Origin of the sequence: Rhodococcus sp. GXMU-t2271 (assembly GCF_041414735.1) — a bacterium.
GTDB classification, from domain to species: domain Bacteria; phylum Actinomycetota; class Actinomycetes; order Mycobacteriales; family Mycobacteriaceae; genus Rhodococcus; species Rhodococcus indonesiensis.
In genome coordinates this window covers 1-19,679 of sequence record NZ_JAUIZP010000018.1, presented here as the reverse complement: position 1 = coordinate 19,679, position 19,679 = coordinate 1, and the positions used below count along the sequence as shown (strand labels likewise).

The window sequence follows — 19,679 nt, the reverse complement described above, 5'->3', positions numbered from 1 at the left end:
TTCGGCCACTGCTCCCGCGAACGAAAAGAGACACGACGTGAACACCGACGTCCGGAACCCCCGGGATGCGGTCGACACCGCGCCCACCCTGGCCTCGAAGAAGAAATCGCTGTTCGCCAGCGCGGTCGGCAACGTACTCGAGTGGTACGAGTGGAGCGCCTACGCGGTCTTCGCCCCGTTCATCGCCGCGGTGATGTTCAACAACTCCGATCCGATCTCCGCGCTGTTGTCGACGCTCGCGGTCTTCGCCGTCGGCTTCCTCATGCGTCCCCTCGGCGGCATCGTGTTCGGCCGCATCGCCGACCGGCGGGGCCGCAAGTTCGTCCTCGTCACCACGATGCTCATGATGGCGACGGGCAGCCTCGTCATCGGCATCATGCCCACCTACGAGTCCATCGGAGCCTGGGCGTCGCTGATCCTGCTCGCCGCGCGGATCATGCAGGGCTTCGCCCACGGTGGTGAATCGGCCACCGCCTACTCGTACGTCGGCGAGATCGCCCCGCCGCATCGTCGCGGCATGTGGGGCAGCGTCGCCTTCATCGCGATCTTCGGCGGCTCGGTCCTCGCCTACAGCATCGGCGGCGTGGTCACCTCGTCGCTCTCCGAAAGCGCTGTCGCCGAATGGGGTTGGCGTATCCCGTTCCTCATCGGCGCCTGCCTGGCGCTGGTGGCCCTGTACCTGCGCCGCAGCATGGACGAGAGCGACGTGTTCGACGCCCAGCAGGACGACCAGCCGCGTATTCCGCGCAAGACCGTCGTCCGCGCGATCCTGCTCATGATCGGCATGACCTCCGGCATCACCGCCGCGCACTACACCTGGACGTCCTACGTCTCCACCTACGCCATCACCCAGCAGGGCATGGATCCCGACGTGGCCTACTGGATGTCGGTGATCGCCCAGTCGATCGCGCTGATCTCCCTGCCCTTCTGGGGCATGCTGTCGGACCGGATCGGCCGCCGTCCCATGCTGTTCGCGTTCGCCGGCCTGATGCTCGTGCTGCAGCTGCCGCTGACGATGATGATCTCCTCGGCCGGATGGACCCTGCTCGTCGCGACGACGGTCGCGCTGCTCGTGGTGTCCGTTCCCGCGTCGGTGCTGTCGGCGACGCTGTCGGAGAGCTTCCCCACCCGGCTGCGGACCCAGGCGATCGGCTTCGCGTACTCGTTCTCGGTCGCGGTGTTCGGTGGCACCGCCCCGTACCTGAACCAGCTGCTGATCGGCCGGGGCCTCGGGTGGGCGTTCAGCGTGTACATCATGGTGCTGTGCGTGCTGACCGGCGTCGCCTGCATCTTCATGAGGGAGACCAAGGGCATCCGCCTCGAGCACGCCTGACGGCTCGTCCACTGCGCCCCACCGGCCGACGTGCCGGTGGGGCGCAGTCACGTCCGCGACCGCCTCCCTGTCGATACGCTGGGCCTGCCGCGACGGGGCCGACCCGGTTGCGGTGACGCATCCGGGTGGGCGAGGAGGCGGCGTGCAGGCACATCCCGGTCCGCAGGTGCTCCCCGGCGACGGCCTCACCGGGAGCGAGGCCGCCGCGCGGCTGACCCGCGACGGCCCGAACCAGCTCCCCGCCGCACGACGGGTGGCGTGGTGGCGCAGGCTGGTCGCGCAGCTGACGCACTTCTTCGCGCTGCTGTTGTGGTTCGCCTCGGCGCTCGCGTTCGTCGCGGGCATGCCGGAGCTGGGCATCGCCGTGATCGTGGTGATCGTCGTCAACGGCATCTTCGCCTTCGTGCAGCAGGAACGCGCGGAGAAGGCCGCCGAACGTCTCGGCGAGCTGTTGCCCACCACCATCGTGGTGCGCCGGGACGGGGCGCTGCGCACGGTCGACGCCCGCGACCTGGTGGTCGGCGACGTTGTCGTGCTCACCGGCGGTGACCGCGTCCCGGCCGATCTGACCCTCGTGGTCGCGGGCCGCTGCACGTTCGACGAATCCACCCTCACCGGGGAGAGTGAACCGGTGCTCCGCGAAGCCGGCGCGGTCGTGTTCGCGGGCACGTTCGTCGCCGAGGGCGAATCCGAGGGCGTCGTGACCGCGACGGGTGCGCACACCCGCCTCGCCGGCATCGCCGCCCTGACGACCTCGGTACGGCGCCCACCCGGTCCGCTCGATCTGGAGATCCAGCGGATCGTTCGCACGCTCGCCTTCGGTTCCGTCGGCGTCGGTGCGGTGTTCTTCGCCGTGTCGCTCCTGGTGGGGATCTCCTGGCGGGACGCCTTCCTCTTCGCGGTGGGAATCACCGTCGCTCTGGTGCCCGAGGGACTGCTGCCCACGGTGACGCTGTCGCTGGCGATGGGGGCGCAGCGCATGGCGAAGGACAACGCGCTGGTGCGCAACCTCGAGGCCGTCGAGACCCTCGGTGCGACGACGTTCGTCTGCACCGACAAGACCGGCACGCTCACCCAGAACCGGATGAACGTCGTCGAGGCCTGGACCCCGGCCGGGACGGTCACGGTGCGCGGGGAGGGGTATGCGCCCACCGGCGAGGTGACCGGCCCGGAGCCCGCGGTGGCGGCCGCCGCGACCGTGGGTCTCGCCGGTGCCGCCGCGTCGAAAGGCGGGATCACCCTCGACGACGACGAGTGGCGGGCGGTCGGTGACCCGATGGAGGCGGCGATCGCCGCGTTCGCGGCTCGTCTCGCCCGCCCCGACGTGCAGCCGGGACCGGTCATCCGCCGGTTCGTGTTCGACCCCCGGCGCCGCCGGGAATCGGTGGTCGTGGGCGGGCGACTGCTCCTCAAGGGCGCACCGGACGCGGTGCTCCCGCGCTGCGCCGACGCGGGTGAGCTGATCGACCGCGCGGAGGAAGCGCTCGCGGACATGGCGTCGCGGGGGCTGCGGGTGCTCGCCGTCGCCCGCCGGACCCTGACCGACCCCGGCGCGGTCACCGACGCCGATCTCGCCGAACGCGACCTCGAACTCCTGGGCCTGCTCGGCATGGAGGATCCCCCGCGGATCGCCGTCCCGGCCGCGCTGCGGGCCGCCCGCGGCGCCGGCATCAAGGTCGCGATGCTCACCGGTGACCACCCGGAGACGGCCCGCGCCATCGCCCGCGAGATCGGTCTGCTCGGGCCTGAGGGCAAGGTGGTGCAGGGCAAGGATCTGCCGGACGACGATCAGCTGCTCGGTGCCCTCCTCGATCGCGACGGCGTCGTGATCAGCCGGGTCTCCCCGGAGCAGAAGTTGCGCGTCGCGAAGGCCCTGCAGGACCGCGGCCACGTCGTCGCGATGACCGGCGACGGCGTCAACGACGGGCCGGCCCTGCGGCAGGCCGACATCGGGGTGGCGATGGGTGAGAGCGGCACCGACGTCGCCCGCGAGGCCGCGGACCTGGTGCTGCTCGACGACGACTTCGCAACCATCCTCACCGCGGTCGAACAGGGCCGGGCCACCTATGCCAACATCCGCCGCTTCCTCAGTTACCACCTGACCTCCAACGTCGCGGAACTGACGCCGTTCGCGCTGTGGGGGCTGTCGGGCGGGCAGTTCCCGCTCGCCCTGGGGGTGCTGCAGATCCTGTGCATCGACATCGGCACCGATCTGTTGCCGGCGCTGGCCCTCGGCAGCGAACCGCCGAGCCGGGACACGCTGAAGCGGCCACCGGAGCGCCGGCACCTCGTCGACCGGACCCTGCTGGTCCGGGTGTTCGGGGTGCTCGGCCCGACCGAAGCGATCGTCGAGATGAGTGCGTTCCTCGTCGCGCTGCTCGTCGCGGGCTGGCGTCCCGGTGGCGAATTTCCCACCGGGACGGCACTTCTCGCTGCCTCCGGTGCCGCGTTCGCCGCGGTCGTCCTGGGACAGGTGGGTACCGCGTTCGCCTGCCGCAGCGCGACCCGGCCGCCGTGGCAGCTCGGATGGGGCTCGAACCGGTTGCTGCTGTGGGCCGTTCTCGTCGAGCTCGTCGCCCTCGTCGTCTTCCTGGGAGTCGTCCCGGTCGCCGACGTGCTGGGCCATGCGGTCCCCCCGCTGGAGGCTCTGGGCGTCGCGCTGCTGGGCATCCCCGCGGTCCTTGCCGCAGACTTCGTGTACAAGACGGTCCGTGGCCGCCGGTGAGTGCGGTGTGTCTGTCATCGACGCACCGGGGGATTGCGGGGCCGCGGCTCCGGGTATGCCCGGAACACCGTTCGTCGACGATCGGAAGGGACCGGCCATGACCACCCACTGCCTGACTACACCGGACCTGACTACACCGGACCTGACCACACCGGACCTGACCACACCGGACCCGGATACCGAGCCGGGCTCGCCCGAGCCGGCCCCGCCGATCCCGCCGACGCCCCCGCCGCCGTCCCCGTTCCCGCCGGAACCGAATCCGGTGCCGACTCCACCGGAGCCGCAACCGCCGTTCCCGCCCGAACCGGATCCCGAGCCCTCGCCTCCGCATCCGGAGCGGCCCTTCCCCCAGATCCCCGACCACGCGATGTGACGACCTCGCCGGCGGCGAGAGAAGGAGAGCAGGTATGTCGAGCATGTTCGGCCGCACGTTGCTCGGAACGACCGCGGCGACCGCTGCGACAGCAGTGGCTGGATCGATTGCCTCGCGGGACGTGGACACGCGGTGGTACCGGCGGCTGCGCAAGCCGTCGTTCCAGCCACCGAGCGCGGTCTTCCCCGTCGTCTGGACGGCGCTGTACGCCGACATCGCGGTGAGTTCCGCGGTGGCGATCGACGAACTCGAATCGGAGGCGCGGGTCGACGAAGCCACCTACTACCGGGCGGCCCTCGCAGCGAACCTCGTGCTCAACGCGTCCTGGTCGTGGGTGTTCTTCAAGGCGCACCGGCTCGTTCCGGCGACGGTGGTCGCCGGCGCGCTCGCGGTGAGCAGCGCCGACCTGGCGCGCCGCGCCGCGCTCGCGAAGCCGGCGGCGGGGGCCGCGCTCGGCCCCTACGCGGTGTGGTGCGCGTTCGCCACGGTTCTCAGTGGCAGGATCGCGCGGCTCAACTGACCGGGCGGCGACGTCCCGGAGATCCCTCGAACCGGGACCTCCGGGACGGATGCGTCGCCCAGTGGTTACCGCTGGGCTGCAATGCGATTGCGCATCGCCTCGAGCCCTGCGACGACGACGATCGCGATCACCACGTGCATCAGCGACAGGGTGATCGTGCTCGGGGCGTCGAAATCGGCGACGATCGTCGACGCGATGGTGCCGAGCGCGGCCACCGCGCCGACGACTTCGGCGACGCGGATGATGCCGAACCAGCGCAGGCTGAGCAACGCCGCGAGACCCAGGCCCACGGTGAGTGGGACGACGCTCATGACGAGAACGCCACCCGGGGAGGCGCTTTCGACGGTGTCGCCGTTGGTGAGCTCGAACGTGCCGCCGGCGGCGAGACCGACGAGCCACAGCGCGACGTTGACGACGAGAGCCACGACTACCGGGACGAGCACCGCCATCGGACGACTCAGCGAGAAGGCGGGCATGGTCGGCGTGGCGGTGTGATCGAGGGGCTTGACAACACTCATGATGTCCTCCGGAAGGGCCGATGAACTGACGTCGCCCATCGTTCAACCTCGAGTCGACTCGAGGTCAAGCCTTTCCGCACGAGCTACGCGGCCGCTACCGCGCACCAGTCCACGGTGACCGAACGCGCACCGGAATGCGCGAGCATGGAACGCACCGGGCCGCCCAGGCACAGCTGCCGGTCGAGCTCGCGCCGCTCGGCGTCCGGGTCGCGGTCGTCGGAGGTGCCCACGAGAATCTCCGCCGGCTCGGTGCTGCGCGCACCTTCCATCAGAAGCCGCTCCTCGTCGACGATCCGAACGGGCACGTCGTCCGATCCGGCCACGTCGCCGATGAGCAGGGCCACGTAGTCGGCGTCGTCGTCGGCATCGTGATAGGCCAGCAGGCGGCCGCGGACGGTGTCCGAGGCGAGCCGCCGATCGAGAGTCAGCCCGGACTGCTGCGTTCCCGCCGCGACGGCACGCAGGCAGCGCGGCAACGTCACCCGTCGTGAGGTCCAGCTGAAGAAGGCCCCACACCCCGTGTCCATGACACTCGCTCCTCCTCGGTACGTCCGGGCGAGGTGGTCCCCGGTTCTGTGATCAGTGTGCGCCGGGGGTCCGACATGTTCCGGGAGTGCCCGAGCTGGTGCCGGAGCAGGTTCAGGGCGTGGTGCTGAGCGAGCCGGACGGAGGCGGCATCGGTGTTCAGGGCACGAGCCGTGTCGGTGATCGACAGGCCACACGCGATGCGCAGGTGCAGCACGGCGCGGTAGCGGTGCGGGAGGGCAGCGATCAGCGTCGAGGGTCGTGTCGCCGCCTTGTCCGTCGTCACCGCCTCGTCCGTCGTCACCGCGTGCGTCCTCCTCCGTCCGGTGCGGGACATCGTGTCGCGACCGGTGTCCCGGACGGAAGGGACCGGTGTCCCGATCGCGCGGGCGCCCGGCGTCTGCTGTGATGCACTCGCGACACGACGCACCCGGGAGGCTTCCGTGAGACTCACCACCGAGGACATCGAGCGGATGACCGCGACGCTGTTCCTGTCCGAGGACGCCCGGCCACGGTCGCGGCGCGCGACGTTCTGGACCCTGCTCGTGCTGGCCTCGGTCATCGCCTCGGCGGGCGTCGTCGCGGACTCCACCGCCACCGTCATCGGCGCCATGATCGTCGCTCCGTTGATGACGCCGATCGTCGGGACGGCCCTGGCGGTGGTGCTCAACGACCATCGCAATCTGGTCGCCTCCGCGTTGCTCGTCGCGGCGGGAGCGGCCGCGGTGGTGGCGACCGGATACGCGGTGGGCCTGCTCGACCCTCTGGATGTGCTCGCCGAGAACAACAGCCAGGTGGCAGGCCGGGTGGCACCGCGGCTGATCGACCTCGTCGCGGCCCTGGCCACGGGCGCGGTCGGGGCGTTCGCGCTGGTGCGGCGCGATGTGTCCGACGCCCTGCCCGGGGTGGCGATCGCCATCTCGCTGGTGCCGCCCCTTGCGGTGGTCGGCCTGACCCTCGAGTCCGACGCGCCGCGGCAGGCCGGTGGGGCGCTGTTGCTGTTCGCCACGAATGTCGCGGCGATCGTCGCCACCGGCACGCTGGTCTTCCTGTTCTCGGGTGTGCGCGGGGCGGCGCGGCGCGCCGGTCGCGAGGTCGGGGACCTGCGCGGCCTCAGCCTGCTCACGGTGGTGGCCGCGGTGGTGGTCGTCGCGGTGCCGCTGGGTCTGTCCAGCGCCCGGGTGATCCGGCAGGAGACGCTGAAGGCCGACGTCGCTCCGGTCGCCGAGCGGTGGGCCCAGGAGCAGGGCTGGGCGATCACCGACATCGGATTCCGGCAGTCCGTGCTCTGGATCGAGGCGCTCGGCCCGCCTCCGGAGGCGGACCCGGCGACGCTGCGTGACGCCCTGGACGAGGCCGGTCTGCGCGACGTCGACGTCGAGATCACGCTTGTGATCGGCGGAACGCGGCGCCTGCCCGGCGGGTAGCGGCCGTGGTCAGCACACGATCGGCCGGTCTGCGGACGGGCCCAGCGCGGCCAGCACGAGCTGCTCGGCGACGGGATCGTAGGGGATCGAGACGTGGTCGGCGGTGTTCGCCGGGCACACGTCCTGCAGCAGGATGTTCTGGGCGCCGGGTCCGGTGAGGAACGACGCCGTGTAGGGGATGATCACCTGGTCGTATCTGGTGGCGACGACCGTGTAGGAAACCCCTTCGACGGTGTCGCTGCCGGCGTTGAGCGCGGCGAGCACGGCGTCCTGCGCGACGGACGGCGGTCCGAGCGACGGATAGTTCGCCGGCGCCAGCCCGACGATCCGGCTGGTCCTGTCCGCCCCGCCGAGGAACCGCACGTACCACCGGGGGACGGCGCCGCCCTTGGAGTGACCGACGATGGACACCCGCTCCGCACCGGTTTCGGCCAGGACGGTGTCGACGAACGTCGCCAGCTCGCCGGCGGCGTCCGGGATCGGCTCGCGCGCCTTGAACGGCTCGCCCGGCGCTGCCCCGTAGTCGAGCGCGAACACGCAGTACCCCTCGGTCTTCAGGGCCGGTGCCAATCCGGCCCAGTTGGCGTAGGAGTTCTCGAGGAAACCGTGGACGAGCACCACCGGCTCGGGGTGCTCCGGCACAGGCACGCAGTCGAAGTCGTTCGTCCCGGCCGGGACGACACCGGGATGCGCGAGCGAGTAGACGAGCGCGGCGCCGAAGGTGCTCTGGGGCGGGCCCGTCGGCGCGTCGGCGGAGGCCGGCGGACTCGCGACGACACTGCTGCCCAGCACCAGGAGACCGGCAACCGCGAGTGTGCGGATCATGACGCCGATCATGCACCGTCGAGGTGCAGGCGGGGGACGGAACGAGCGGAGGGGGAATACCGGCGAGCCCCCACCGTTCGTATAGTTGAGCAATCAACGATTAGACGGAGGCACCCGTGCAGTTCGGCATCTTCACCATCGGCGACGTCACCCGCGACCCCACCACGGGCCGCGTCCCCACCGAGCACGAGCGGATCGTCGCCATGACGGAGATCGCGCTGAAGGCCGAGGAGGTCGGGCTCGACGTCTTCGCGAGCGGTGAGCACCACAACCCGCCCTTCGTCCCGTCGTCGCCGACCACCATGCTCGGCTGGATCGCGGCGAAGACCGAGAAACTGATCCTCTCGACCGCGACCACCCTGATCACGACGAACGACCCGGTCAAGATCGCCGAGGACTTCGCGATGCTGCAGCACCTGTCCGGCGGCCGCGTCGACCTCATGATGGGCCGGGGCAACACCGGCCCGGTCTACCCGTGGTTCGGCAAGGACATCCGCCAAGGCATCCCGCTCGCGATCGAGAACTACCACCTGCTGCGCCGGCTCTGGCGGGAGAAGGACCTCGAGTGGGAAGGCACGTTCCGCACCCCGCTGCGCGGCTACACCTCCACCCCGTGGCCCCTCGACGACACCCCGCCGTTCGTGTGGCACGGCTCGATCCGCTCGCCGGAGATCGCCGAGCAGGCCGCGTTCTACGGCGACGGCTTCTTCCACAACAACATCTTCTGGAACCGCGAACACATCCAGCAGATGATCGGCCTCTACCGCACCCGGTTCGAACAGTACGGCCACGGCGCCGCCGACCAGGCGATCGTCGGGCTGGGCGGCCAGGTGTTCATGGCCGAGACCGAGGAGAAGGCCAAGCGCGTCTTCCGTCCGTACTTCGACAACGCCCCCGTCTACGGTCACGGACCGTCGCTCGAGGACTTCTCCGCCACCACCCCGCTCACCGTCGGCACCCCCGAGCAGGTGATCGAACGCACCCTCGGCTTCGCCGACTATGCGGGCGACTACCAGCGGCAGCTGTTCCTCATGGACCACGCCGGCCTGCCCCTCGACGTGGTGCTCGAGCAGATCGAGATCCTCGGCCGGGACGTCGTGCCCGTGCTGCGCGCCGAATTCGAACGTCGCCGCCCGGCGCACGTGCCGTCGGACCCGCCGACGCACGCCTCGCTCGTCGCCGAGGGCGCAGACTCCCCGCACCGGCTCGTGATACCCGCGAAGGTCGACCTGTCCGCCGCCGGGGAGGCCGGGACTCGGTGAGCCGAACCGGCGGTGTGACGCGCAGCGAGCCGGGTATGCCGGTTCGTATGGAGACACACAACGACAAGCGCAGGTTCGTGGCTCAGCGGCTCGACGAGATCATCGGAGCCCTGGAGACGAGTGCCCCGGGTCCCGGCGAACAGAGTCCGGTGCCGACATCGGGGGAGTTCGACGGATCCCTCGTGGCGGCGCAGCGGCACCGTGCCGAGATCGAGACCGCCTCGGACGAACGGCTCGACGAGATCGCGGCCGGATACCCGGAGATCGCCGCGGCGTGGGAGCGAGACGGCTCGTCCTGAACCCGGATCACCCGGTCGCCACCCGTGCCCGCAGATCGTCCACACCCGGGCCGGACAACCGGGGCAGCGCCGCGCGACGGCCGGTGAGCAGCAACAGGATCGCGGAGATCGGTCCCCGGATCTCCGGCCCCTCGCCGACCGACCATTCGACGTCGGTGGCGGTGAGCCGGTAGCCGCGCAGGGGAAGGGAGCGGAAGACCCGGGCCTTGCCCCTGCCGCCTTGGGACCACACCCGCGCGGCGACCACGGACGCCGCGTCCGCGGGCATCCCGAGGTCGCGGTGCAGCGGGATCGCGACGTCCTGGCCGTGCACGAGGATGTCGGTCAGGGGCTCGAAGGCGGTCAGGCCCACATTGTGGCGGCGGGAGCCGATCGTCGCGCGCAGGTCCGCGATCAACCGGTCGGTCGGCAACGCCGCCCGGTCGCGCGCGGCGGCACGGATCATCGAATTCATCGGGCCGGGATGCCGCAGGGCGATCCGGACGGCGTCCCCGACGGTCAACTGCTGCAGGGTCAGGTGGGCGGCGACGTCACGCACCGTCCAGCCGTCGCACAGCGAGGGCTGCGCCCATTCGTCGTCGGAGAGCTGTTCGAGCAGATCGGCCGTGCGCCCTCGCGCGCTGTCGATCGCGGCCCAGATTTCGTCCTCGTTCATCATGGGGCCCCTCTTGTCAGTGGAACACCGGCGGGCGGGTCCGGGTGCGCTTCAGTTCGAAGAAGTCCGAGAACCCGGACAGCAATCGCGCGCCCTCGAAGACGCGCACGGCGTCGTCGCCGCGCGGAATCGAGTTGAGCACCGGACCGAAGAACGCGACGCCGTCGATGTGGACGGTCGGCGTGCCGGCCTCGCGGCCCACTGGCGCCATCCCGGCGTCGTGACTGCGGCGGAGCGCGTCGTCGTACTCGGTCGAGTCGCCCGCGGACGAGAGTCGGGCCGGCAGGCCGGTCCGCTCGAGCGCACCGGCCATCGCGGTGCGATATTCGTCCGCATCGGGGTAGCGCCACCGATCGAAGATCGCGTCACCGAATGCCGTGTACAAGTCCCGCAGGACCGCCTCGCCGAACTGGACGGCGGCAGCGGTGGCCACTCGTGACGGACCGGCGGAACGTTCGATGTTGGCGAGATAGGCGGGATCGCCCGGGCGGTTCTCGTTGAGAACCCTCAGGCTCATCACATGGAATCTCAGATCGAGGGGCCGCCGGCGCTCCACTTCGAGCAGCCACCGGGACGCGATCCACGCGTACGGGCAGACGGGGTCGAAGTAGAAGTCCACGACGGGCGCTTCGTCGGCCATCTCGCACCTCCCGGGCGGGCCAACAAGTACGATGTTGGTACCAATATAGTTCGAGAATCGGACTATCTGCAAGGAGTGGGATGGCAGTCGATCTCAATACCGCCCTGCTGATGTTCATCGCCGCCCGGTCGGCGGAGAACCGCATTCTCGCGGCGCTGCGGCGCGCCGGCTACGACGACATCACGCTCGCGCAGGCGCGGGTGGCGGCCCGTATCGGGCCCGACGGGACGCGGTTGACGGACCTCGCCGAGCAGGCCCAGGTGGCCAAGCAGACGGCGAGTTTCCTCGTCGACCAGCTCGAGCGGGCCGGCTACGTCGAACGCACCGTCGACCCCACCGACGCCCGTGCGCGACTCGTGCGGATCGCGCGGCGCGGCACGGAGGCCCTCCCTGTCGCCCGGGCCGAGGAGGCCCGGATCGAGGCCGAATGGACCGAGCATCTCGGCGTGCGCCGGATGAAGCAGCTGCGCGAGGCGCTCACCCTGCTCCGGGAGATCACCGATCCGTATCGGCCCACGGGAGCGTAGTCGTCCGGTCGCATCCGGCTGGGACGTTCACCCGGTGTCACGCGTGCCGTACGCCGGGAACGATGTTCGCATTGCGGTGAAAGACGTTGTGCGGATCGCCTTGATCTCGGCCGATCGCGCATACGTGCCCGGACCGTAGGTGGCGCGCACCCGGTCCGGCTCGAATTCGGTCATGCGTCCTCCCGAACCTGCCAGGAACGAGCGGACTCGCGGGCCGCGAGGCGCTCGGCGCGCTCCCGGATGCCGAGCAGCATCCTGCGCATCATCGGAAAATCGGCCAGTTCCATCAGTGCGACGGTGAGCGGCAGCGACGGTGCGGGCCGGTAGGCGGCCTGCAACCGGCTCACGAGCCGGGTCCGTCGCCCGCCGTCGACGGGATCGAGGCGCCACGACCACGTCGAATCCGGCTTCGCCCACACCAGGTAGCGCCCCGGATCGAAGGAGTGCACCCGGAAGGACGTCGCCGCCGTGGCCGGACTCGCCATCGGCGCCGCCACGTCGCCGACCTCGATGCACTGCAGACGCGGATCGATCGTCGTCGCGCTGGGCCGCCCCAGGTTGTCGAGACGGTCGTAGGAGTAGAAGCCGGCCCGGTTGTAGCCGACCTGGACGATCCACGGCCACACGCACTCGGCCGGCGCGTCGATCGTGAGGGCGCGGGTCGCGCTGAACGCCGCCGAGGAGAGGATGCCGTCGCCGGGCATCGGGCCGGCGCACTCGGCAGTCGTCGCTCCCCAGCGCCGGTGCCACCGGCGATACAGGACGAAGGCACTCACCGCTGTCGCGACTGCGGCGAGCGTGCGGATCGCCATGAGAAAACTGTTCCACACCGGAGCCGGGGAGAGAAGGTCCCGGCGGTCCCGCTCATCGGACGGTCCGGAGGGCGAGGGCGGCCTGCACGACCGCGGCATGCGTGAGCGCCTGCGGATAGTTGCCGAGGAAGGCGCCGGTGGCGGGATCCACCTCTTCCGGAAGAAGGCCGAGTGCGCCGGTGTGCCGCAACAGGGTTTCGAACAGCTCCTCGGCTTCCACCCGCCGACCGGTGAGGGCCAGTGCCTGGGCCAGCCAGAAGGAGCACGGCAGGAACGCGCCCTCGCCTCCGGGCAGTCCGTCCTGTCCGGGCGGATACCGGTACAGCAGCGGGCCTCCGGCCGACAGCTCGCGCCGGATCGCGTCGATCGTGCCCCGCACCCGGTGGGAGTCCGGGGCGTCGATGCCCAGCACGGGAAGCACGAGCAGGGCGGCATCGACGTCGCGGGAGCCGTAGGTGCGGGTGTAGCGGTCTCCGAGCCGGTCGAAACCGCGATCGCGCACCTCTGCGGCGACGGCGTCCCGCACCGCGCGCCAGCGCCGGCGGCGACGGGCGGACAGGCGATGGGTCTCGGCGATGCGCAGGGCACGGTCGAGGGCCAGCCAGGCCATCATCTTCGAGTGCACATGGTGGGCGGCGTCGCCACGGATCTCCCAGATACCGGCATCCGGCTCGGTCCACCGTTCGCAGACATGATCGGTGAATCCACGCACCATGCGCCAGGTTTCGGAATACAGCGGGCGGCCGGACCGGACGAACCCCCACGCCGCGTCGACGACCCAGCCGTAGCCGTCGAGTTGGTGCTGGTCGGCCGCGTCGTTGCCGAACCGCACGGGGGCGCTGCCGGCGAAGCCGGGCCATCCCGCCAGTGTGCGTTCGGCGGGTCCGGGCCGGCCGTCGAGTGTGAACAGGACCGGCAGGTGGGGTCGTTGCAGACGGCTCGCGTGCAGGAGCCACCCGAGGAACCCGCGTGCCTCGTCGACCCTGCCCACTCCCAGGAAGGCTGCGACGCCGATGCCGGCGTCGCGCGGCCAGGCGTAGCGGTAGTCCCAGTTCCGGATCCCCCCGGGCCGTTCGGGCAGCGACGTCGTCGGCGCGGCGACCGGTGCGCCGGAAGGAGAATAGGTGAGCAGACGCAGCGTCAGCAGGCTTCGCACGACGGCCTCCCGGTGGGGCAGGTCGTGGGCGATCTCGGCCGTCCACGCCCGCCAGCGGGCCTCGTCCTCGGCGACGAGCTCCCAGGCGGCGTCGGGAGCGAGGTGGATCAGCGGCTCGCGGTGGGCCACGGCCAGGACGAAGGTGACCGGATGCCCGGGGGTCACGGTGATCGAGGCCGGCCGGCCCGGCGTGATCGGGGTTTCGGAATCGCAGGCCAGCGACAGGGCGAGCGAGCCCCACTCGCACACGAGATCGCGGCCGCGCCGACGCACCTTCGGGGGGCGGTGACGTTCGCCGAACCGAGGGTCGAATTCGGCGACGGCGCAGGCTGGTTCGCCCTCGACGGAGAGCCTCCGCACCAGGACCGTCGTCGGTAGCAGCCGCCCGGCCACCTCCGCGATCATCGCCTCGCGCAGGGTGAGCCGGGCGTTGCCGAGATCCCAGGTGGTCTCCAGCGTCGCGGTGTGTGTCCGGTAGCGGCGCCGAACGACGGGGGCAGGCCCCTCGGGCCCGAGCCGGAACCGTCCGGCCTGCGCCCCGCCGACGAGCCGGCCGAAGACGGGATCTCCGTCGAAGCGCGGCACGCAGAGCCAGTCGAGCGATCCGTCGTCGGAGACCAGCGCTGCAGTGCGAGTGTCGCCGAGCAGGCCGTAGTCCTCGATCCGGGACGGCACGGCCGCGTCGTCCCTGATCAGATCGAAAGCGCTTGCCGTGGAGGTCATTTCAGGACACCTGCAACAACAGTCCGAGTGCGATGCCGTAGACGAGATGTGCGACGACGGCGACGGCCGGAGTTTGGGCACCGTAGTTCAGGCCGAGCAGGCCGGGCGGTTCGAGGACCGCGGTGCTGCGCGGACCGGCTCGCCGGGAAGCCATGCGTGGATGTACGCCCGGCAACAGCGGCAGCAGGACCGTCAAGGCGACGATGCCGTGCAGCAGGCCGAGCATCATGCCGAGCCACCACGTCGCCTGATGGAGAAGCGCGAAGGTGGCGGCGTACCCGAGCGCGAAACCCTGGCCGATCGCGAGGTGGACGAAGAAGCCGACCACCCGGGCGCGGTCCGGGTCGGGAGTGACGGCCGTGCCGAGCACCAACGGCAGGTCCAGTCGGCTGAAACCCGCCAGTTGGGCGGCGATCATGACCGCCGTCAGGACGGTGGTGGCCAGCGATCCGAAGAGTGCCCATCCGGCCCAGTCCATGGCATTTCACCTTCGGGTGTGGGAGCGGCGGGTCCACGGTCGGCGTCCGCCGTGGACCCGCCGCTCGACTTCACGGGGTGCCGGCGGTGACTCTGCGCCGGGCGGCCGGGGCGGTGGCCAGCCGGGCGAGGGCGAGGGCGGCGACCGCCAGTCCGACGTCGCGCAATGCGATGTCGAGGTAGCCGCCCAGGGTGACCAGATCGACGATGATGCCGAGCAGCCAGGCGGCGACGACGTAGCCGCCGATCGCAGGTCGGATCGCGACGAGGATGCCGGCGAGGATCTCGACCACTCCTACCGCGAGCATGGCCTGGTGGGCGGTGCCGGGGACGATGTCGTCGATCCAAGGGGCGAGATAGCGCTCCCAGTGGGTGAGCAGGTTCGTGAACTTGTCGAGACCGAAGGCGATCGGAGCGACCGTGAAGACGGTCCGGAGGAGGACGAATGCCTGGCGGGCTCCGACGTCGGCGTCGATGCGGGTGCGAGGGGGCGTGGCGGGGGAGAGGGGGGAGGGGCTCATCGAAGTCTCCTGACTTCTAAAAGAGAGTAGTATCTATTTTAGATCTGTGACGTAGATTACGTCAAGGAGTTTCTCTTTTAGAAGGAGAGCGAGCGTGCAGGACGAGTTTGCGGAGCAGGCTGCGGGGATCGGGGCGCTGGCGGACCCCGTCCGGCGCTCGCTCTACCGGTACGTCGTCGCGCAGGCGGATGCGGTCGGGCGTGAGGAGGCGGCGGCCGCGGTGGAGGTGCCGGTGCATGCGGCGAAATTCCATCTCGACCGGCTCGTCGCCGACGGTCTGCTCGAGACGGAGTTCCGACGGCTTTCGGGACGGACCGGCCCGGGCGCAGGACGGCCGTCGAAGCTCTACCGGCGCTCGTCGCAGGAATTGTCGATCTCCCTGCCCGAGCGTCGCTACGACCTGGCGGGGGAGATTCTGGCAACTGCCATCGAGCGATCGATGCGTGAGTCGGTGCCCGTCGCGGACGCGGTGCGAGCCGCCGCCGCCGAGCGGGGACGGCGGATCGCGGCGGAGCCGGCCCCGGCGGACGGCCCCGCGAACGGAGACGATGTCGAGGCACCGGCCGGCCTCGAGGGCGTGGCGCGGGTGCTCGCCCGGCACGGCTACGAGCCGCGCCTGTCCGGCGACGGGCAGATCCGGTTGGCGAACTGCCCCTTCGACCGGCTGGCCGGCGAACACCGGGACCTGGTCTGTGGCATGAACCTCGCTCTGGTCGAGGCGGTCGTCGCCGGGCTCGGGGCTGCGGGTCTCGACACTGCCGAGCTCGACACAGAACTCGCCCCGGAACCGGGATTCTGCTGCGTCCGGATCCGGCGCGGGGACCGGTGAATCGGCGCCGCACCGCTCCCGCCGCGGACGACGGGACCGCACCGGCCGGCGCGGTCCCGTCCGGACGTCAGAGCCCGAGGGCCGCGGCCACCTCGCGCAGGGCCGGCACCGGGTCGTCGCGCATCGGCAGGGCCTGCACCGCGACGTGGTCCGCCCCGGCGTCGAGGTGCTCTCGTAGCCGGGTCGCGATGTACTCCGCGTCGCCGTGCGCGACGAGCGCGTCGACGACCCGGTCGGTGCCGTCGTTGTCGAGTTCCTCGGCGGTGAAGCCGGTGCGTTCCAGATTCGCGCGGTAGTTGCGCAGTTTCAGATACGGGTTGGCCACGGCCTTGCGGCCGATGGTGCGGGCAGTGGCGACGTCGGTGGACAGCACGATCTTCTGCTCGGGGGCGAGCACGACGTCCGGGCCGAGGACATCGCGCGCCTCGCGGGTGTGCTCGGGGGTGGTGAGGTACGGATGGGCCCCGGCGGACCGGTCTGCGGACAGCTTCAGCACCTTCGGTCCCAGCGCGGCGAGCACCCGCCGCGCCTCGGGTACGCCCTCGCGGTCGAGCACGTCCAGGTATTCGACCAGTGCCGTGTACGGCTTGCGGTACGTCTCACCGTGAGCCTCGGGGTGGCCGACGCCGACCCCGAGCAGGAAGCAGCCGGGGTGGCGTTCCTCGAGCCGGTGGTAGGAGGCGGCGATCTCGTCGGCGGGGGCGGTCCAGATGTTGACGATGCCGGTGGCCACGACGATGTTCTCGGTGGCGTCGAGGAGACGTTCGGCCACCTCGAGGTCGGCGGGCGGTGAGCCGCCGATCCAGATGGTGCCGTAACCGAGTTTCTCGATCTCGGCTCCGGTCTCCGGGGGGAGGCCGGTCGCGTGCCGCCAGACGCCGAAACGGCCGAGCGGGGGAGTGTGCGTCGTGTTCTCTGCCTTCGTCGAATCCGTCACGCCGGGTCCAACCTCCACCGGTTCCGGTTTCATTCCGTCGGGCCGCGGCGGGTCTCGATCACGCAACGGTTCCGCCTGCGTGCCGCGCACGGGAGCCTCGCACCGCGTCGGCGTGCAGCGCGATCACCCACCCCCTGCATGGGTGATCCCGCCGGAAAGACCGCGCGGTCGTGCCGGCGCCCGACGAACCTGCCGGCGCGGGTGTATGCGCCGGCGGAGGCTGTGCGTTCCGGCGGCCCCGTGGTCAGGGCACGGAGGCCGGATTCCGGTGGGGTCCCGACGACTGTCGGGGGATCAGGGTGGGCAGGGCCCGGCGGATCGGATCGCTCACCGGCGTCGCGGCGAGCATGAGATCGAGTGCCGTGGCCGCGATCTGATCGAACGGGGTCCGCACCGACGTCAGCGGAACCGGCAGACGCTGCGAGAGCGGAATGTCGTTGTATCCGACGAGTGCCACGTCGGTACCGATCGCCAGGGAGCGCTGGTGAGCCGCCGCCATCACGCCGAGGGCAAGATTGTCGTTGGCGGCGAAGACGGCGGTGGGGCGCTTTTCGGACGCGAAGAGGCGACGACCGGCCTCCTCGCCGCTCTCGATGCCGAAACCGGTTTCGACGATCCACGCTGGATCGATCTCGAGCCCGGCTTCCCGCAGCGCCCTCTGCGCGCCTGCGAGTCGTCCGGTAGCGGTCGACGTGAACAACGGGCCGGACAGGACGGCAATATCGGTGTGCCCCAGGTCGATCAGGTGACGCGTGGCGAGATAACCCCCGGTTTCGTCGTCGCCGACCGAGGACGGGCTGATGCCGTCGGTGCGGAGGACGAGGGCGTGGGGCACGCCCTGCTCCCGCAGCTGCCCGGGGAGCGGGTCGTCCCGTCGACTCGAGGCGATGATCAGGCCGTCGACGTTGCGTCCGAGAAGCGTTGTCGCCGCCTCTTGTTCGTCCAAGGGGTCGTCCCCGGTGGTGGCGACCATGGTGAAGTACCCGAGCCGCTTCGCGGCACGCCCGACCGCCTCGTACATCAGCGCCATGACCGTGTCGCTGAGGCGGGGTACGAGCACGCCGATCGTGGCCGTCTGGCCGCGCCGGAGGCTGGAGGCGAAGGTGTTGCGCCGGTAGCCCAGCGCGGCGGCGACCTCACGGACGCGTTGCGCAGTCGGGGACTGGGACGGTGGGACGCGATCGTCGAGCACCCGGCTGACCGTCGAGGTGCTTACGCCCGCCGCCTCGGCGACTTCGCGCAGCGTCACCATCCTGGGCTTGCCGTCCACCGTGGTCTGTGGCGCGTTCCCGTTGGTGTTCATGGTCTTCCTGTCTACCTCCTCGGTCGCCGTCCGGACCGGACGAGCACGCTCGCTCCACCTCGTCCGGATAGTGACCCTTGACACAGCTACCGATCGTACCCCACGATGAAATCGTTCACGGGAACGTTCCCGGGAACGATTTCATACAGAGCATCGCCCTTCGATGAAAAGAGCAATCATGAGCACTCTCGACCTCCGTGGCCTCACTCCCGCGCCGGTGACCCCGTTCACCCGCGACGGCGAGGTCGACTACGACGCCATTCATCGCCTCGGCTCGTGGCTCGGCAGCGTCGACGGCGTCAAGGGCCTGGTCGTCCTCGGCCACGCCGGCGAGGGGACCTTCCTGACCCAGGACGAGCAGGTGCGCGTCATCGCCGCATTCAAGGAGTCCGTCGACGGCCGGCTGCCGATCATCGCGGGCATCACCGGCGAAGGTACCGCCGTTGCGGTGGAGGAAGCCCAGCGTGCGGTCGACGCCGGCGCCTCGGCCGGCCTGGTCTACCCCTCCCACGGCTGGCTGCGCTTCGGCTACCAGGACGGTGCCCCGCAGGACCGGTACCAGGCCATCTACGAAGGATCGGGTCTGCCGCTCATCCTGTTCCAGTACCCCGATGTCACCAAGGCCACGTACAACCTCGACACCCAGCTCGAAATCGCCGCCCAGCCAGGTGTGTTCGCCACCAAGAACGGGGTGCGCAACATGCGCCGCTGGGATCGCGAGATTCCGGTGCTCCGCAAGGAGAACCCGGATCTGCAGATCCTGAGCTGCCACGACGAGTACCTGCTGCACACCGTGTTCGACGTCGACGGTCTGCTCGTCGGATACGGCGGCCTCGCTCCCGAGCCGCTGGTCGAGCTCATCGCCGCCGGCAAGGCCAAGGACTACCCCGCCGCCCGCGCCGTCCACGACCGCCTGCTGCCGGTCACGGCGAACGTCTACCACCGTGGCTCGCACATGGAGGGCACCGTCGCCCTGAAGGAAGGCCTGGTCGCTCGCGGCATTCTCGAGCACGCCACCGTCCGCTCCCCGTTGCTGCCCCTGGCCGCCGGCGCAGGCGCCGAGATCGCCGCTGCACTGCAGTCCGCCCGCCTCGGTTCCGTCGCCGCTTTCGCCTGACCTTCGTCGCAGCATCGGTCCGGACCGGAAGTCTCCGTAGTCCGTTTCCTTCCGTCACCGTTCCGGGTGACGCCGCGGTCCTCGGTCGGCCCGCCGCTCCCAAGACCCGGCGGGCCGACCGACCTCCCAGATGACATCGGCACCACCACCGTCGTCCGTCCGTGAGTGCCTTCCC

21 protein-coding genes are annotated in these 19,679 nt (G+C 70.6%); 9 read left to right on the top strand and 12 right to left on the bottom strand.

The genetic code is table 11. The features are described 5' to 3' along the window. Positions 1-37: 37 nt before the first annotated feature. The 3 genes from QYS60_RS06450 to QYS60_RS06440 all read left to right on the top strand — a co-directional run bounded on the left by QYS60_RS06450 (position 38) and on the right by QYS60_RS06440 (position 4,951). Positions 38-1,333 carry an MFS transporter gene (locus tag QYS60_RS06450; protein WP_289382470.1) on the top strand — a complete coding sequence of 432 codons (1,296 nt, stop codon included), beginning with the start codon at positions 38-40 and terminating at the stop codon, positions 1,331-1,333. 142 nt (positions 1,334-1,475) lie between these two features. After that, positions 1,476-4,058, top strand: coding sequence for a cation-translocating P-type ATPase (locus QYS60_RS06445; protein WP_371382701.1), 2,583 nt, complete (start codon positions 1,476-1,478; stop codon positions 4,056-4,058). Positions 4,059-4,465: 407 nt separating this feature from the next. Then, the gene (locus QYS60_RS06440) at positions 4,466-4,951 is read left to right on the top strand and encodes a TspO/MBR family protein (protein ID WP_289379435.1); all 486 of its coding nucleotides are present in this window, start codon (positions 4,466-4,468) and stop codon (positions 4,949-4,951) included. A gap of 65 nt (positions 4,952-5,016) precedes the next feature. Here the strand turns inward: QYS60_RS06440 and QYS60_RS06435 are convergent, their stop codons facing one another. Both QYS60_RS06435 and QYS60_RS06430 read right to left on the bottom strand, forming a co-directional pair. Continuing rightward, the gene (locus QYS60_RS06435) at positions 5,017-5,469 is read right to left on the bottom strand and encodes a DUF6069 family protein (protein ID WP_371382700.1); all 453 of its coding nucleotides are present in this window, start codon (positions 5,467-5,469) and stop codon (positions 5,017-5,019) included. An 83-nt stretch (positions 5,470-5,552) separates the two neighbouring features. After that, the gene (locus tag QYS60_RS06430) at positions 5,553-5,996 is read right to left on the bottom strand and encodes a hypothetical protein (protein WP_235157578.1); all 444 of its coding nucleotides are present in this window, start codon (positions 5,994-5,996) and stop codon (positions 5,553-5,555) included. A gap of 441 nt (positions 5,997-6,437) precedes the next feature. Between QYS60_RS06430 and QYS60_RS06425 the strand changes: the two genes are divergently transcribed. Next, positions 6,438-7,421, top strand: coding sequence for a DUF389 domain-containing protein (locus tag QYS60_RS06425; protein ID WP_029540012.1), 984 nt, complete (start codon positions 6,438-6,440; stop codon positions 7,419-7,421). Between the two features lie 9 nt (positions 7,422-7,430). Here the strand turns inward: QYS60_RS06425 and QYS60_RS06420 are convergent, their stop codons facing one another. Next, positions 7,431-8,258, bottom strand: coding sequence for an esterase/lipase family protein (locus tag QYS60_RS06420; RefSeq protein ID WP_371382699.1), 828 nt, complete (start codon positions 8,256-8,258; stop codon positions 7,431-7,433). 104 nt (positions 8,259-8,362) lie between these two features. Between QYS60_RS06420 and QYS60_RS06415 the strand changes: the two genes are divergently transcribed. Continuing rightward, positions 8,363-9,508: an LLM class flavin-dependent oxidoreductase gene (locus QYS60_RS06415; protein WP_010594175.1), complete on the top strand. Its 1,146-nt coding sequence runs from the start codon at positions 8,363-8,365 to the stop codon at positions 9,506-9,508. A 47-nt stretch (positions 9,509-9,555) separates the two neighbouring features. After that, complete coding sequence (locus tag QYS60_RS06410; protein ID WP_003938681.1) at positions 9,556-9,807, top strand: hypothetical protein; 252 nt, start codon at positions 9,556-9,558, stop codon at positions 9,805-9,807. Positions 9,808-9,814: 7 nt separating this feature from the next. Here the strand turns inward: QYS60_RS06410 and QYS60_RS06405 are convergent, their stop codons facing one another. Both QYS60_RS06405 and QYS60_RS06400 read right to left on the bottom strand, forming a co-directional pair. Next, positions 9,815-10,465 (bottom strand): maleylpyruvate isomerase family mycothiol-dependent enzyme, encoded by a 651-nt coding sequence (locus QYS60_RS06405; protein ID WP_289379430.1) that lies wholly within the window; start codon positions 10,463-10,465, stop codon positions 9,815-9,817. Between the two features lie 13 nt (positions 10,466-10,478). Continuing rightward, positions 10,479-11,102, bottom strand: coding sequence for a DsbA family protein (locus tag QYS60_RS06400; protein ID WP_040272872.1), 624 nt, complete (start codon positions 11,100-11,102; stop codon positions 10,479-10,481). Between the two features lie 80 nt (positions 11,103-11,182). Here QYS60_RS06400 and QYS60_RS06395 point away from each other — a divergent pair, with 80 nt between their 5' ends. Continuing rightward, positions 11,183-11,629 (top strand): MarR family winged helix-turn-helix transcriptional regulator, encoded by a 447-nt coding sequence (locus tag QYS60_RS06395; RefSeq protein ID WP_371382698.1) that lies wholly within the window; start codon positions 11,183-11,185, stop codon positions 11,627-11,629. Between the two features lie 27 nt (positions 11,630-11,656). Here the strand turns inward: QYS60_RS06395 and QYS60_RS06390 are convergent, their stop codons facing one another. From QYS60_RS06390 to QYS60_RS06370, 5 genes are all read right to left on the bottom strand, one after another. Next, a complete protein-coding gene (locus tag QYS60_RS06390; protein ID WP_371382697.1) occupies positions 11,657-11,803 on the bottom strand; it encodes a hypothetical protein in 147 nt (48 codons plus the stop codon). Further along, positions 11,800-12,441: a hypothetical protein gene (locus QYS60_RS06385; protein WP_371382696.1), complete on the bottom strand. Its 642-nt coding sequence runs from the start codon at positions 12,439-12,441 to the stop codon at positions 11,800-11,802. Before QYS60_RS06385 ends, QYS60_RS06390 begins: the two co-directional genes overlap by 4 nt. Positions 12,442-12,493: 52 nt before the next feature. Then, positions 12,494-14,320: a glycoside hydrolase family 15 protein gene (locus QYS60_RS06380; protein WP_371382695.1), complete on the bottom strand. Its 1,827-nt coding sequence runs from the start codon at positions 14,318-14,320 to the stop codon at positions 12,494-12,496. A 1-nt stretch (position 14,321) separates the two neighbouring features. Continuing rightward, a complete protein-coding gene (locus tag QYS60_RS06375; protein ID WP_371382694.1) occupies positions 14,322-14,798 on the bottom strand; it encodes a hypothetical protein in 477 nt (158 codons plus the stop codon). A 70-nt stretch (positions 14,799-14,868) separates the two neighbouring features. After that, entirely contained in the window at positions 14,869-15,318 is a 450-nt protein-coding gene (locus QYS60_RS06370) for a hypothetical protein (RefSeq protein ID WP_371382693.1), read from the bottom strand. A 94-nt stretch (positions 15,319-15,412) separates the two neighbouring features. Between QYS60_RS06370 and QYS60_RS06365 the strand changes: the two genes are divergently transcribed. After that, positions 15,413-16,147: a helix-turn-helix transcriptional regulator gene (locus tag QYS60_RS06365; RefSeq protein ID WP_371382692.1), complete on the top strand. Its 735-nt coding sequence runs from the start codon at positions 15,413-15,415 to the stop codon at positions 16,145-16,147. A 67-nt stretch (positions 16,148-16,214) separates the two neighbouring features. Here QYS60_RS06365 and QYS60_RS06360 read toward each other — a convergent pair whose 3' ends face one another. Together QYS60_RS06360 and QYS60_RS06355 are read right to left on the bottom strand one after the other, a co-directional pair. Further along, positions 16,215-17,117 carry an LLM class F420-dependent oxidoreductase gene (locus tag QYS60_RS06360; RefSeq protein WP_371382691.1) on the bottom strand — a complete coding sequence of 301 codons (903 nt, stop codon included), beginning with the start codon at positions 17,115-17,117 and terminating at the stop codon, positions 16,215-16,217. Positions 17,118-17,328: 211 nt separating this feature from the next. Then, positions 17,329-18,387: a LacI family DNA-binding transcriptional regulator gene (locus QYS60_RS06355; protein WP_003938690.1), complete on the bottom strand. Its 1,059-nt coding sequence runs from the start codon at positions 18,385-18,387 to the stop codon at positions 17,329-17,331. A gap of 178 nt (positions 18,388-18,565) precedes the next feature. Here QYS60_RS06355 and QYS60_RS06350 point away from each other — a divergent pair, with 178 nt between their 5' ends. After that, positions 18,566-19,504 (top strand): dihydrodipicolinate synthase family protein, encoded by a 939-nt coding sequence (locus QYS60_RS06350; RefSeq protein ID WP_371382690.1) that lies wholly within the window; start codon positions 18,566-18,568, stop codon positions 19,502-19,504. Positions 19,505-19,679 lie beyond the last annotated feature (175 nt).